This window comes from Endozoicomonas sp. Mp262 (assembly GCF_025643335.1).
GTDB lineage: Bacteria > Pseudomonadota > Gammaproteobacteria > Pseudomonadales > Endozoicomonadaceae > Endonucleibacter.
Genome location: NZ_CP092489.1, coordinates 4099263 through 4111570 on the forward strand (window position 1 = coordinate 4099263; position 12308 = coordinate 4111570).

The window sequence follows — 12308 nt, forward strand, 5'->3', positions numbered from 1 at the left end:
TGATTATTTTAAAAATAATAAATAAGGTCTTTCTCGTTTTTTAACAACCACCCATTTACTATGGAGTTTAGTGTGTCTACAAGACTATTAAAGTTATTTTTATTAATTATGTTCTCCTCTCTAGTGACAGCCTGCGCCTCCAACACATTTATCCAGGAGATACAGCCTGTTAAAACGTCCCTCTCACCTTACAACAAGGCTATTATTACTGTTAAAGAAGGATCGCCATCAGTTAAAACAAAAAAAGGGTTTGAAGCCAGTAAATCAGCCTTGGAAAAAGACTTTGCAGCCAGCCTTACCGAGCTGAACACATTCCATATAATCTCCAGAACACAGGCAAAAGGCGTCGTTGAAAATGACACCACATTATTAATCAACCTGATCATTGAGGACTTCCAATATTTAAGTGGAGCATCCAGTGTCGTGGCAGGTGTTTTTTCCGGTAACGCTTATTTTAAAGTGCGAGCACAGATAATTGATTTAAAATCTGGTGATATTATTGGTGAAGTGCGCTCTGGTGCACACACAGAGTCTTCCGATGGTATATTTCGCGGCAGTACAGGAACACTTATTACCAAAATATCAAAGAAACTGGCAAAAGAAATTGACAGTTATAAATAAGACAAGTATAAGCAATGAGTGATAAGGAGGCAGGATATTTATCCTGCCCCTTCCTAATTAATAAATAGAAAGACATCAATGAATACTGATTTCTGGCTTGAAAAATGGAAAAAGAATGAAATTGGTTTCCATAAAAATGAAACCAACCCCCTGTTAATGAAATATTTTGACAGACTCTCTTTAACAAAAGGGAGCTGTATATTTTTACCTCTTTGTGGCAAGACCCTGGATATTGCCTGGTTGTTGTCAATGGGGTATCAGGTCGTCGGAGCCGAGCTTAGCAAACATGCAGTTGATCAACTATTTGATGAAGCGGGCATTATTCCTGAAATACGACCGCTTAAGGATATAACGATCTACAAGGGCTCTAATATCACCATCTTTTTAGGGAATATCTTTACTCTCAGCCAAAGCTTGCTTGGAACAGTCGATGCCATTTACGACCGTGCGGCCCTGGTTGCTTTGCCTGAATCTTCAAGGAGTCAATACACCCAGCACCTGATTAAAATATCCCATGGAGCGCCCCAGCTATTGATAACTCTTGAATATGACCAACGTTTGCTATCTGGCCCACCATTTTCTGTTAGCAGCGATGAAATAACACACCATTACCATCACCGCTATCACCTGACACCACTGGAAAGCAACACCGTGCCCAATGGGCTTAAAGGTCAATACGATGTGCAGGAAACTATCTGGTTATTGTCTTATAAGTAGTGATCATTCTGCTGTTAATTGATATCTCTGATGGATTTGTTTATTACGGTTGGTATCAGTTAGCCAGTAGATTCGATACACTCATTTAATATATAAAAATGCCATCTGCCATAGGCCTGCCACCCCAAAGGCTGACAATATCAGGAGCAAGCATGGAAAGAGATTATGTAAAATTCCCAAAAGATGATAATGGCGATGTTCTCTGGGCTATGGCCCAACGGGGAGATACTTTAACAGAAGCCAGGGAAATTGATTTTTCCATTGTTTTCCAGACTGAGGAAGATGCCCTTCAATTTGCAGAATTTTTATTAGTTAATCGACAGAAGGTTTCTTTATCTGACCTGGAAGACAACGGCGAATATCCCTACGATATTACAGCCCACGTTCATATGCTACCGACCCATAGCAATATCTCGGAATATGAGGCATTACTGAATCAAAACGCTGGCCATTACAATGGTTATATCGATGGTTGGGGCTGTTTTGAACTGGAGTAGTCAGGCAAAAATAGACTTAATCCTAGGGGCTGTTGGACTTAAGCGTCCGTAGCGAGAATCGTAGAAAATTGAGGATAAAAATTCGCTTTTGTGAGGTGAATAGTGGTTCTATTTACCGAGCAAAAGCGAATTTTTAGACCAATTTGCTTCGACCACAGTAGGACAGACTTAAGTCCGACAGGCTCCTAGCACTCCTGATCTGCACAACATTCGCCCTGTAAAAAATGGATCACATTATGAAGCTGATCATAATTGGGCACACAAAAAAGTACTCTTCCCTCCCGACGCTGTACCAACAAATTAGCTGAAACAAGACTTGAAATATGGTGTGACAGGGTCGATCCGGGAATTTTAAGTTCTTCCTGCAATACCCCTACCGCTAACCCCTGGTAACCTGCACGAACCAATCGCTTAAAAATACTCAGGCGGGTGGGATGGCCAAGTTCTTTCAAGGCTTTAGCAATAACTTCCGTTTGGCTCATTACAACACCATTACAATAATAATATTTCCATATTACTAGAAATATATTGACACGGACACCTGTGGCTTTTATATTTCTATTATTCTAGAAATATAGATTGTTATTATAATGCCCATCACCGCTGAAATGATCAGAGAAACCCTGGATATTTTCCTGTTTCTTGCTGCCGAACTGACTATTTTATTTCTCGTGATTGTCAGCATGGCGATCGCTTCCGGATTTATTTATAGCCTTATCTTTTGATGGATCTGCACAGGAAAACCAAAGTTGATTAAAGTAATTAGCTTCAAAATTTGCCCCTTTGTCCAACGAGTCACTGGCTTGCTGGAAGCAAAAGACATTGCTTATGCCATAGACTATATCAACTTGAATAATAAGCCCCAATGGTTTCTGGATATAGCACCCAATGGTCAGGTACCAGTTTTGATTACTGAGTCAGGTATCGTCTTGTATGAATCAGATGCCATCGTCGAATACCTGGATGAAGTCTACAATCCACTGGAAACCAATCTCACACCTGAGCAACGAGCTATAGATAGAGCCTGGAGTTATCAGGCCACCAAGCATTATTTAACCCAATGCAGTGCCATGCGAAGCCCTGATAAAGACAGCCTCTCCGAGAGAACAATAACCCTTAATAAAGCCTTTGCCAAAGCAGAAGCAAGGCATGAAAACACGCCTTATTTTAAAGGTTCAGTCATCAGTAATGTAGATATTGCATGGCTTCCCCTACTCCATCGAGCAGAAATTATCACTCGTTATACTGGCTATGATTTCCTTTTAAAATTCCCAAAGGTAAAAGCATGGCAACAAGCTTTACTAAATACCGGGTTGGCAGAAAAGTCCGTAGCTAATGATTTCGAAAATATCTTTACCGATTTTTACCTGTCTGGACAAACCTTCCTGGGCAAAGACAGATGCCAGCAAAAATCTATAAATACAGCCTGTTCAACTGGATGTTGCTAAAATTCGGTTGCACTTTTCCGCCTGAGCTCATCTTCTGGTTGACTCGGCCAAATAGGAGCCAGTCCAGGCTGGCACTGTTCAAAATTAAGCGTCATAAAATCCAGTAAACGACCCTGCTGACATTGAATTGATACAGCCATTCCATCCGGAGCCGTATCATTCCTATAATTATTGAAATAGCCAGCAGAACCTAACCAGCCACATCCACTAACCATTAAACTGCCTGCCAGAATATTAAGCCATTGATAAAGATTCAAAGTCACACCCTACAAGCTTTATGAACGGAAAGGGTTGATAGCATTATAGTCAAAGAATAGCTATAGCTAAGCGTTTCTACTCATGACGATTAATCATCAGTTTATTATGGTTATACCCTTTTCCTGGAAATTTTTACTCGACTACTGTCGGTTAATTTAACGCCCAGGAGCCAGCTAAAGATATAACTGGAGCAAAACACTTGAACGAATCAATACATGGACATAATGTACTTAAGCTGATCAAAGGCCAGGACACTCCATTATCTCATGAGCAACAGCTTAAAGCTTTACAGGAGCACTTTGGCGAACGCGCTCAGTACCATACCTGCTCATTACAAGGGCTAACAGCAGAACAACTGCTCAGCCTTTTTATTGAAAAAGGCAAGCTGGCTATGGATGGCAATAAAATTAACTTTGTGGGTTGTCAGTGTAATCACTAATCTCCATCGCTTTGGCACTGAGAGCTAAACCTGAAAAAGCATCAAATTGTGCGGGTTCTTCGGGTTCTGTACACTGGCATTCATGCCGCGTTGTACATCATTAAAACAAAATACCCGGCAATTGCCGGGTATATAAGATATTCTTATTAGATTGCCTGAATTCATTTTGGGTCTGTGCTATACCTTCAGTAGCTACAGACGCTTTATAGGTTTCTCTCTTTCTGCTCCCCCTCAGTCAGGCAAGTCCATAGTAGCCATTCACCGAAGGAAATACAGTGATATAAATCAATAAATCTACGCACTTTCCGAAAACATTACTCAAGCCTGCGAACAAAAAACTTGTATAACCGAAAAGGCAAGCAGCGAAGCCCGGCCATTATTAAAGCAAAAACAGCAGGAAACCGAATATCAAAACGGCGTGATTGCAATCCATTTATGATTATTTTAGCTGCCTTATCGCTGCCTATAAGAAATGGCATATAAAAGGTATTTTGATCCGTTAAGGGGGTTTTAACAAATCCCGGATTAATTACCTGCACACGAATATTCTGGCTTTCAAGATCAACGGATAGTGACTCAGATAGATTGATCAGTGCCGCTTTACTGGCTCCATAGCCACTGGCTTTAGGCAACCCCCGATAACCGGCAAGGGATGCATTAATGGCAATATGTCCTTTATTACGCTTAAGGAAAGTCTTTAATAGTGCTTCTATACCATGGCATACTCCCATCACATTCAGTTCAAGCTGCCCACGAACCAGCTCACTGCTGAACTCTGTGGCTTCAATGGGTATGTAGGTTCCGGCATTCAGGACAGCAACATCAATTTCTCCCAAATCACGCTCAATGTTTTTTACTGTCTCTGCCACCGCATCTTTCTGTAATACATCCAGAGGATAGGACTTGATGTTTCCAGCCAGAGAGGAAGCCTCCTGCTCCAATATTTTTAACCGCTCTACGCTTCTGGCGCTGGCTGCAACATTGATACCCTGTTTTGCCAGCTCCAATGCCAATGCCCGCCCTATTCCCTGACTGGCTCCGGTTATCCATACGCACTTCCATGGCAGTTTTGGAACACCTGTTATCGTCATCAACAGCCCCTAATGAAGGAGAAATAATTTACAGTGCCACTCACCACTAACTACTGTATACATTGGACACAGCGAAACTCGATATCAGATCCATCATCCCCTTTAAACCAAAGCCTGACCCAGTGCCCTTCAGGGGTATACCAAACCTCTGTATCATCCAGCTGCCCTTCATACCGGAAGCGACTCGCCATCACCAGCCCCTTATTGGTATTGACCAGCTCTTTTTTCATTGGTTTCAGGGCGTAGTGATTCACTTCTCCGGTAAGCGTATTGAGTACCTGGCTACCCGTTAATACCGCACTGTTGTAGTGTGAAGTGGTTAAAATGGGTAATCTCACATTCAGAGGACCAGACTGCCCCTCTCCCACAAGCCGTTGATTTTCTGCCCGGGCTTTCAATAGCAGGGTTTTGCCATTGCGAGATTCCTTGACGGCTAACTGTCTTAACAGATTATTTTGCCAAATCTCCTTTGCCTCATAGTGATAGTTGAAAGTGAACAGCAAGAAAACCGAGATTGACATCTCCATACCGCTGGTTATGTGCCATTCTTCACCCTGCTGGTGAAAACTTATGCGGTAGTCTCCCACATCCTCACCATTACGCACCACATCAAAGCGCATACCCTCGCCATAAAGCCGGTGCCAGTCGGTGGCCTGGGCATTAAGGGCCAATAACCAGAACCAGACAACGTACCGCTTCATTGCCCGGGTTCTTGCTTGGTGAAAACAAAGGTCAGGGAACCCAGGGTAATCCCCCACTTACTAATGGTAGCTCTATTAATCAAAACCCCGTCAGGTTGCAGAAAAAGCCAGTCATCAAACTTGACCCGCCATTTCCGGCCACTGATCTCCAGATCCATCTCATACTGCCAGTTAAAAGCGTTACCTGCCCTCTTCCCAGTGGCGGTACCAATTACCCCCTCTGCCGTGCCACGGTATCTGTTACCTTCCAGGGTATCAATTTTCCAGATACGCTTATCCAGAGTGCCATCATCATAAAAAAAGTCCTCATCGAGGATGAGTTGATTGTTTTTATAGTCTCCATTCATAACCACCTTAAATGACCGCCTTAATTGACCAAAGCGGTCTTCAACAATACCCCAGGCCCAGGTTTTACCCTGAAAATACTCTTCTATTTTTAATTCTGGCTCATTGCCAGCAAACTCATCAATATTCATAGAACTGCATCCTGCCAGACTAAAAATAACAATGAAAAGAACCCCTAACCGGCATATACGATCCTTCACTTCTTTCTCCTTCCCCTGTTTAATGTACGTATAAACAGCTTAAAACGATCAGTTTTTCTTAATCACAAAAAGACAGACATTAATACTTTCCTTCTTAAATCCTGTCTGGCAATAGGTCAGGTAGTAATTCCACATGCGCTTGAATCGTTCATCAAAGCCTTGCTCAGCAATAGCAGGCCATGAACGGTTAAATCGATGTCGCCACACCGCAAGGGTGGAGGCATAATCCTGGCCAAAGGTTTCAGAGTGTTGCAACACCATCCCGGCCTTTTTGATTTCTGAACAAATCACCTCACGGGAAGGAAGGGCTCCTCCAGGGAAAATATATTTCTGAATAAAGTCAGCGCGGTTCAGATACCCTTCAAGACGGTCATCAGCGATGGTGATCGCCTGAACAACAGCCACCCCACCGGTTTTAAGCCGGCGGGAAATACCCTTAAAATAAACAGGCCAGTTTTCAGCACCCACCGCTTCTATCATTTCAATGGATGCAATCCGGTCATACTGTCCGGACAGATCCCGATAATCCTTTAACTGAAACCGGCAGTAGTCATTTTTATCCTGCATTCGATCACGGGCATACATTAGTTGCTGTTCTGACAGCGTTATACCGGTATAACCGCTAATATCATGGAGCCGGGTAAGCTCATCGGCAAAACCTCCCCAACCACAGCCTATTTCCAGTACCTGCTGCTGGTCCTGAACATCCAGCAACTCGATAATTCTCCGATACTTGTTGCTCTGGGCCTGTTCAATCGAATCCGTGGGTGACCGGTATAAGGCACTGGAGTAGGTCATGGTTTTATCAAGCCAAAGCTGATAAAAGCTATTGCCTAAATCATAGTGAGCTGCAATATTTTTTTTGCTGCCCTTTTTAGTATTAGCTCTCATAAGATGTGTTAACCGGTTAAAAAAAGCAGAGACAAAGTCACCGGAAAAACTTTCCTCTAACACCTGTTCATTGGCCATTGCCCAATCAGTCACTGCAAGCAGATCCGGTGTATCCCATTCTTCCGCCATATAGGCTTCAGCCCAACCCAGCATGCCACTATGCATAGCCCTGAGGATAGCCTTCTCCCGATAAATCCTGATTCTGGGTACAGGAACACCCTTAACAGACTTGCCCAGACGATCCGCCTGACCGTTTGGACGTACCAATTCCAATGTAGTCAACGGTAGTTTCTTTAAACGATGAAATAGCCATTTATACAACGCACTGGATTTACCTAAACCACTGCCCAATACCAAATGATCATTCGCTGAATCCATTCTTCCCTCCCCAGGGAATCTTGTTGAAAAAATGCTATTCCACCGTAACGCCATAGCTGGAACTAACCGCTTTTTTAGCCGGCTTATGCTTAAAGATCTTCAACCCTTTTATATAGAGCCTGGTGGCCTCCCATAGGATGCCAACCGTTATCTTCACTGTCATCAAGGGCATGGTTGCCAGCTGGGCAGTCAATCCCCAATCGGTCAATGGTTTCCTGTTACCTTTCAATACTGCACTGAACATAAGCCCTTTGGTGTCAGCCATGGTAATCCCCACCAGCAATTGCTCTCCCGGGGGCTTAATACGAAAACCATACTGATAGTCCATGGCCATAAAGGGGGAGACATGCATCTCTTTACCTGCCCGCTGACGAATAATATCTCTTTCCCGATAATGGCCATTGCAGGGGATGATATAGGTATGCCGTTCACCAAAGGTGTTGCTTACTTCATGCAGAATGGCAGAAATAGACCCATCCGGTCGATAGCAAAAGTAAATACTAAGGGGGTTAAAAACATAGCCAAACACCCTGGGAAAACAAAGCAGGCTTACCCGATCAGGCTTACTAACCCCTTTATCCTGCAATAGTGCAATAACCTGGGCTTTCAAATCGCTGCCGGACCTATCACCATAATCCCTGTCATAAAAAGACAATAGGTTAAACCGGTTACGTGAAAACAACCTGAGCTGGCCAGCCAACTCATCTAACTCATCCAGGTCCACCAGCCAGGAAGTCACTCCATAGCGAAACCCATGCCGCCGGGGCCTGATTCGCTGATGCATCACCGATGCCAAATAAAGACAGGAGTGTTTCATAGAGTCATTCCTGTATCCCAGCCTCTAGCCGGTAAAGCAAGCCGGTAGCTTTCATTCGCTATCCGCCAGGGGCGCTTAACCTCCCCAAGCTTTTCTGCTGTTGCCAAGCCTGCCTGCAAGCCATCCTCATGAAAGCCATGCCCCATATAAGCACCGCAATACCAGGTTCTTCTACGTCCCTGTAACTCCCATATTTTCTGCTGTGCGGCAATGGCATGACGGGTGAACACCGGATGATCATAGAGGTAACAGCCATGAATTTTATTCTGTTCCGGCTCAACCAGTGGGTTCAGGGAAACAAAAAGAGGAATATCATCAATATGCTGCAGGTGATTCATCCAATAAGTTACGGAAGGCCCCTGATCCTTATTCCCGCCCATATAATTCCAGCTGGACCAGACCCGGTTACTACAAGGCATTAACCGCGTATCACTGTGTAATACCGCCTTGTTTCTTTGGTAGGGAAACGCTTTAAGAATACTCTGCTCCTGCTCATCCGGTTCATCCAGCAACTCAAGGGTAATATCTGCATGGGTGGCCATCACCACGTGATCAAAAGCCCACTCATCACCCTGACGGTCAAACACAACAACGCCATCGTCATAACGCTTAACCTTGCTGATGCAGCGATTACATAGTGCCTGACTGCCCAGGGACTCAATGATTTTTTCCACATAAACCCCACTGCCACCGACCACCGTTCGCCATTGGGGCCGGTTGCTTAACTGGAGCAACCCATGGTTTTGACAAAACCGCAAAAATGCCAGGGCAGGATAGTCCAGCATCTGTTCCGCAGGGGTAGACCAGATAGCCGCCCCCATAGGAATGATGTGTTCATTGATAAAACGCTGGCTAAAACTATTTTCGGCCAATAATTGCCCCAGGGTCACTGACTCATTCATCTCTTCAAGCCATCGACGACTGTCCCGATAAAACCGCCTGACATCCAAAAGCATTTTCCAGAAGCCAGGACTCACCAGATTTTTCCGATGACCAAATAAACCGTTGAGATCGGTTCCGGAATACTCGGTTTTACCCCCCTCCAAAGAAACACCAAAAGACATATCGGTTGCCCGGGTTTTAACGTTCAAATGTTGAAAAAACCGGGTCAGGTTAGGGTAAGTCCGCTCGTTAAAGACAATAAAACCGGTATCAACTGAAATATCATCATGCCGGCCTTTTACCTTTACGGTATGGCTGTGCCCACCAAAGCGATGGTCCTTCTCAAAAAGGGTGACCCGATGCCGGGTAGACAATAGCCAGGCACAAGAAAGTCCACTGATACCTGAGCCAATGACAGCAATTTCCAATGGCTGGCTTTGCATCGCTTTAGGTGCTCCATCTTTTTGTTGTTGTCACTTAATACGATAAATCGGTGAAACCGGATCAATAGTGATCCACTTTATTATTCAAATCGTATACGCAACTGTGTAGAACAAAGAGTTAAGACTTATAATGGTGGTGACGCAGCGCTGGAATAATAAAATGAATCATAGCACCGGTTCTCCACAGACTGATCAGCTCAAGGGTATTCTGGTCAACCTGGCTCGCCACCGTGACAAACGGCTGTTCCTAAAGCTCTATGACCACTTTGCTCCCCGCCTGAAACATTATCTCATAAAACAAGGTGCCACAGGGGAGCAATCGGAAGAAATTCTTCAGGAAGCCATGCTTTCCGTTTGGAAAAACTGTGACCGTTATGACCCCGGGCAATCAGCGGTCTCAACCTGGATATTCAGAATCGCCAGAAACCAGTGGATTGATTATTTACGTAAAAACAAGCCCCAGTTATTGGCATCCATTGACCTTTACCCTGAGCAAACAGTGGATCTCCCTGAATACCACGCTGACCAGAAACAACTGAAAGCGGCTTTGGACTCATTGCCCGCCAATCAGACCCAGCTGGTCTTTAAAGCCTATTATGAGGGAAAAAGCCACCGGGAAATCGCCAACGATCTTGATATCCCCCTGGGAAGTGTCAAATCGGGGCTTCGGCTGGCATTCAGGAAATTACGCAGTTACATGGGAGGTGAGTCGTGAGCCTGCATCATCATCCGGATATAAGCACCTTGATCAGTTATGCTGCCGGCAGCCTTCCTGAGGCACTGGCTACCGTGGTGGCATGTCATCTATCTGTCTGTGGCCAATGTCAGCAACAGGTTTCTGAGGCAGAACAAATAGGCAGCTTGCTCCTGAATGACATTGAACCTGTTCCAGTGTCTGACAAAGCAAAAGATGCTCTTTTACAAAAACTGGATCAGCTGGACAATATACAAACGCTGACCATCAAAAAAACATCGCAACCCATAGGGGAAAGCCCGGCGCTCTTACAAAAATTGTTAAAGTCAAAGCAGCTTGATCAACTGAACTGGAAAAGCATGGCACCGGGGATGAAACAATATATCATCAGCCATTCTGATGACCGCCTGAGACTGCTAAAAATTGCGCCAGGCACCTGTATGCCGGTTCATGGTCATACGGGATCAGAACTGACGATGGTGCTGCGAGGGTCTTACACGGATGAAACAGGTCACTATAGCTCAGGTGATATTGCTGATCTGGGTTCCGATATACAACACCAGCCTGTGGTGGATAGCCACCAGGAATGTATCTGTCTGATTGCCACAGATGCCCCCCTTCGTTTTGTAAATTGGGTTCCCAGACTTTTACAGCCTTTTTTTGGAATTTAGAACCTATTCTTCCGATTTTATAAGCAGTCTTGAAAATCTGCCTCTCACATTAACTCCCGTTTTTCAAGCTCAATATCAATACTGTGCTGATCATCTGTCATTAGCACCTGTCCATCCTGAATGGTGCATTGCAACTGCATAGCCTTTGCCGCCATATCACGAAGTTGGCTACTGGCCTGATAGGGAATATTAACCACTGTTAAATTACGAAACCGTTTAAGTGAAGTCTGGCTCTGTTGCCACCAAATATCTGCCTGACGCCCACCATAGTTGTAGATCAAAACCTGCTTGGCACGACCACAGGCTCGCCTTATGCGCTTCTCATCCGGTTGCCCCAGCTCAATCCACAGCTCAATTTCCCCGCTTAAATTCTTTCGCCAGATATCCGGCTCATCGTCTGTACTGATACCTTTAGTAAAGGTCAAATGCTCATCTGCATGCAGGGCAAACACCAGAATGCGAAGCATCATTCTCTCATCATTCTCAGAGGGGTGACGGGCGATAGTCAGGTTATGGGAGTTATAATAGTGACGCTCCATATCTGCAATATGCAGCTCAGCTTTAAGAATAGTCGCCTTCAGGGCCATTGACTGGACTCTACTTCAAAAAAAGGCACAGTGTAACGGGATACGATGGAAATACCAGGGACTTTGAATGTTGACTGGTCAACAGTCCCTGCTACTTGATAACCTTCTGAGCCATCCCCAGCAGCTGTGAACTGATGTCCAGTCCTGAACGTTTAGCTGCTTTCAGGTTGATAATGAAACGGAATCGTCCACCCCGCTCCCTTAACTGAATCATTCCCCCGCTTTTGGCAAACTCAGACTGATCACTCACCATTAATACCGGTTGGCCACCAGCTTCATTTTTAGTAGTTTGCACACTACCTGTCCCCAGATAAAGCATTTCGCAATCAGCAATAGAATTTTTCAGTCTTACCGGATCTGGCACCCTTATTTGAAAGCCTTTCGACTTTTTTCCCTCAGTGGTTTTTAACTCTTTATATAGACTGTCATCCTCCAAAACACACAGGTCCAGTATGTTGTCGGATATTTTGCCTTCAGGCCAATGAACAAAGTACGTGAGCTTAAAAAGGATAGCGGCTTTAACCTTGGTAATATCTTCATTGGCACCATAGGAAACCCCGCTTCCCACCAACAATAAAACCCCTATCACCCTGCTCAAAAGGAGGATGGCTGCTTTCATAGTCACCCC

General features: G+C 44.6%; 18 protein-coding genes. 8 read left to right on the forward strand and 10 right to left on the reverse strand.

Annotated elements, in window-relative coordinates; all coding sequences use genetic code 11:
- Positions 1 to 72: 72 nt before the first annotated feature.
- From MJ595_RS17975 to MJ595_RS17985, 3 genes are all read left to right on the forward strand, one after another.
- The gene (locus tag MJ595_RS17975; protein WP_263079420.1) at positions 73 to 621 is read left to right on the forward strand and encodes a hypothetical protein; all 549 of its coding nucleotides are present in this window, start codon (positions 73 to 75) and stop codon (positions 619 to 621) included.
- A gap of 78 nt (positions 622 to 699) precedes the next feature.
- Positions 700 to 1338, forward strand: a complete 639-nt coding sequence (gene tmpT / locus MJ595_RS17980) for a thiopurine S-methyltransferase (protein ID WP_263079421.1) — start codon at positions 700 to 702, stop codon at positions 1336 to 1338.
- Positions 1339 to 1490: 152 nt separating this feature from the next.
- Entirely contained in the window at positions 1491 to 1835 is a 345-nt protein-coding gene (locus MJ595_RS17985) for a ribonuclease E inhibitor RraB (protein ID WP_263079423.1), read from the forward strand.
- Positions 1836 to 2020: 185 nt separating this feature from the next.
- On the opposite strand, the gene MJ595_RS17990 is transcribed toward MJ595_RS17985, so the two are convergent.
- Positions 2021 to 2317 carry a helix-turn-helix domain-containing protein gene (locus tag MJ595_RS17990; RefSeq protein ID WP_263079424.1) on the reverse strand — a complete coding sequence of 99 codons (297 nt, stop codon included), beginning with the start codon at positions 2315 to 2317 and terminating at the stop codon, positions 2021 to 2023.
- Between the two features lie 108 nt (positions 2318 to 2425).
- On the opposite strand from MJ595_RS17990, the gene MJ595_RS17995 reads away from it, so the two are divergent.
- Both MJ595_RS17995 and MJ595_RS18000 read left to right on the forward strand, forming a co-directional pair.
- Complete coding sequence (locus MJ595_RS17995) at positions 2426 to 2560, forward strand: hypothetical protein (protein ID WP_263079425.1); 135 nt, start codon at positions 2426 to 2428, stop codon at positions 2558 to 2560.
- 24 nt (positions 2561 to 2584) lie between these two features.
- Positions 2585 to 3283 (forward strand): glutathione S-transferase family protein, encoded by a 699-nt coding sequence (locus MJ595_RS18000; protein WP_263079426.1) that lies wholly within the window; start codon positions 2585 to 2587, stop codon positions 3281 to 3283.
- Here the strand turns inward: MJ595_RS18000 and MJ595_RS18005 are convergent.
- Complete coding sequence (locus MJ595_RS18005; protein WP_263079427.1) at positions 3280 to 3546, reverse strand: hypothetical protein; 267 nt, start codon at positions 3544 to 3546, stop codon at positions 3280 to 3282. The two genes, MJ595_RS18000 and MJ595_RS18005, sit on opposite strands and share 4 nt — an antisense overlap.
- 194 nt (positions 3547 to 3740) lie before the next feature.
- Here MJ595_RS18005 and MJ595_RS18010 point away from each other — a divergent pair, with 194 nt between their 5' ends.
- Positions 3741 to 3980 carry a YecH family protein gene (locus MJ595_RS18010; RefSeq protein WP_263079428.1) on the forward strand — a complete coding sequence of 80 codons (240 nt, stop codon included), beginning with the start codon at positions 3741 to 3743 and terminating at the stop codon, positions 3978 to 3980.
- Between the two features lie 314 nt (positions 3981 to 4294).
- Here the strand turns inward: MJ595_RS18010 and MJ595_RS18015 are convergent, their stop codons facing one another.
- The 6 genes from MJ595_RS18015 to MJ595_RS18040 are packed head-to-tail and all read right to left on the reverse strand — an operon-like array spanning position 4295 to position 9728.
- Complete coding sequence (locus tag MJ595_RS18015) at positions 4295 to 5071, reverse strand: SDR family NAD(P)-dependent oxidoreductase (RefSeq protein WP_263079429.1); 777 nt, start codon at positions 5069 to 5071, stop codon at positions 4295 to 4297.
- A gap of 50 nt (positions 5072 to 5121) precedes the next feature.
- Positions 5122 to 5772: a DUF6134 family protein gene (locus MJ595_RS18020; protein ID WP_263079430.1), complete on the reverse strand. Its 651-nt coding sequence runs from the start codon at positions 5770 to 5772 to the stop codon at positions 5122 to 5124.
- The gene (locus tag MJ595_RS18025; protein WP_263079431.1) at positions 5769 to 6317 is read right to left on the reverse strand and encodes a DUF3833 domain-containing protein; all 549 of its coding nucleotides are present in this window, start codon (positions 6315 to 6317) and stop codon (positions 5769 to 5771) included. Before MJ595_RS18025 ends, MJ595_RS18020 begins: the two co-directional genes overlap by 4 nt.
- 48 nt (positions 6318 to 6365) lie before the next feature.
- Positions 6366 to 7586 (reverse strand): cyclopropane-fatty-acyl-phospholipid synthase family protein, encoded by a 1221-nt coding sequence (locus MJ595_RS18030; protein ID WP_263079432.1) that lies wholly within the window; start codon positions 7584 to 7586, stop codon positions 6366 to 6368.
- A 34-nt stretch (positions 7587 to 7620) separates the two neighbouring features.
- Positions 7621 to 8403: a DUF1365 domain-containing protein gene (locus tag MJ595_RS18035; RefSeq protein WP_263079434.1), complete on the reverse strand. Its 783-nt coding sequence runs from the start codon at positions 8401 to 8403 to the stop codon at positions 7621 to 7623.
- Positions 8400 to 9728 (reverse strand): FAD-dependent oxidoreductase, encoded by a 1329-nt coding sequence (locus MJ595_RS18040; protein ID WP_263079435.1) that lies wholly within the window; start codon positions 9726 to 9728, stop codon positions 8400 to 8402. Before MJ595_RS18040 ends, MJ595_RS18035 begins: the two co-directional genes overlap by 4 nt.
- Before the next feature lie 160 nt (positions 9729 to 9888).
- Here MJ595_RS18040 and MJ595_RS18045 point away from each other — a divergent pair, with 160 nt between their 5' ends.
- Entirely contained in the window at positions 9889 to 10443 is a 555-nt protein-coding gene (locus tag MJ595_RS18045) for a sigma-70 family RNA polymerase sigma factor (protein ID WP_263079436.1), read from the forward strand.
- Positions 10440 to 11093, forward strand: a complete 654-nt coding sequence (locus tag MJ595_RS18050; protein ID WP_263079438.1) for a ChrR family anti-sigma-E factor — start codon at positions 10440 to 10442, stop codon at positions 11091 to 11093. Before MJ595_RS18045 ends, MJ595_RS18050 begins: the two co-directional genes overlap by 4 nt.
- Before the next feature lie 44 nt (positions 11094 to 11137).
- Here the strand turns inward: MJ595_RS18050 and MJ595_RS18055 are convergent, their stop codons facing one another.
- Complete coding sequence (locus MJ595_RS18055; protein WP_263079439.1) at positions 11138 to 11680, reverse strand: YaeQ family protein; 543 nt, start codon at positions 11678 to 11680, stop codon at positions 11138 to 11140.
- Positions 11681 to 11771: 91 nt separating this feature from the next.
- Complete coding sequence (locus MJ595_RS18060) at positions 11772 to 12299, reverse strand: YfiR family protein (protein WP_263079440.1); 528 nt, start codon at positions 12297 to 12299, stop codon at positions 11772 to 11774.
- Positions 12300 to 12308: the final 9 nt, after the last annotated feature.

Excerpts from the sequence above, each read along its gene's own strand:
- tmpT (WP_263079421.1), top strand. The coding sequence starts at position 700 with ATGAATACTGATTTCTGGCTTGAAAAATGGAAAAAGAATGAAATTGGT.
- MJ595_RS17985 (WP_263079423.1), top strand. The coding sequence starts at position 1,491 with ATGGAAAGAGATTATGTAAAATTCCCAAAAGATGATAATGGCGATGTT.
- MJ595_RS17990 (WP_263079424.1), bottom strand. The coding sequence starts at position 2,317 with ATGAGCCAAACGGAAGTTATTGCTAAAGCCTTGAAAGAACTTGGCCAT.
- MJ595_RS17995 (WP_263079425.1), top strand. The coding sequence starts at position 2,426 with ATGCCCATCACCGCTGAAATGATCAGAGAAACCCTGGATATTTTCCTG.
- MJ595_RS18015 (WP_263079429.1), bottom strand. The coding sequence starts at position 5,071 with ATGACGATAACAGGTGTTCCAAAACTGCCATGGAAGTGCGTATGGATA.
- MJ595_RS18020 (WP_263079430.1), bottom strand. The coding sequence starts at position 5,772 with ATGAAGCGGTACGTTGTCTGGTTCTGGTTATTGGCCCTTAATGCCCAG.
- MJ595_RS18030 (WP_263079432.1), bottom strand. The coding sequence starts at position 7,586 with ATGGATTCAGCGAATGATCATTTGGTATTGGGCAGTGGTTTAGGTAAA.
- MJ595_RS18035 (WP_263079434.1), bottom strand. The coding sequence starts at position 8,403 with ATGAAACACTCCTGTCTTTATTTGGCATCGGTGATGCATCAGCGAATC.
- MJ595_RS18040 (WP_263079435.1), bottom strand. The coding sequence starts at position 9,728 with ATGCAAAGCCAGCCATTGGAAATTGCTGTCATTGGCTCAGGTATCAGT.
- MJ595_RS18045 (WP_263079436.1), top strand. The coding sequence starts at position 9,889 with ATGAATCATAGCACCGGTTCTCCACAGACTGATCAGCTCAAGGGTATT.
- MJ595_RS18055 (WP_263079439.1), bottom strand. The coding sequence starts at position 11,680 with ATGGCCCTGAAGGCGACTATTCTTAAAGCTGAGCTGCATATTGCAGAT.
- MJ595_RS18060 (WP_263079440.1), bottom strand. The coding sequence starts at position 12,299 with ATGAAAGCAGCCATCCTCCTTTTGAGCAGGGTGATAGGGGTTTTATTG.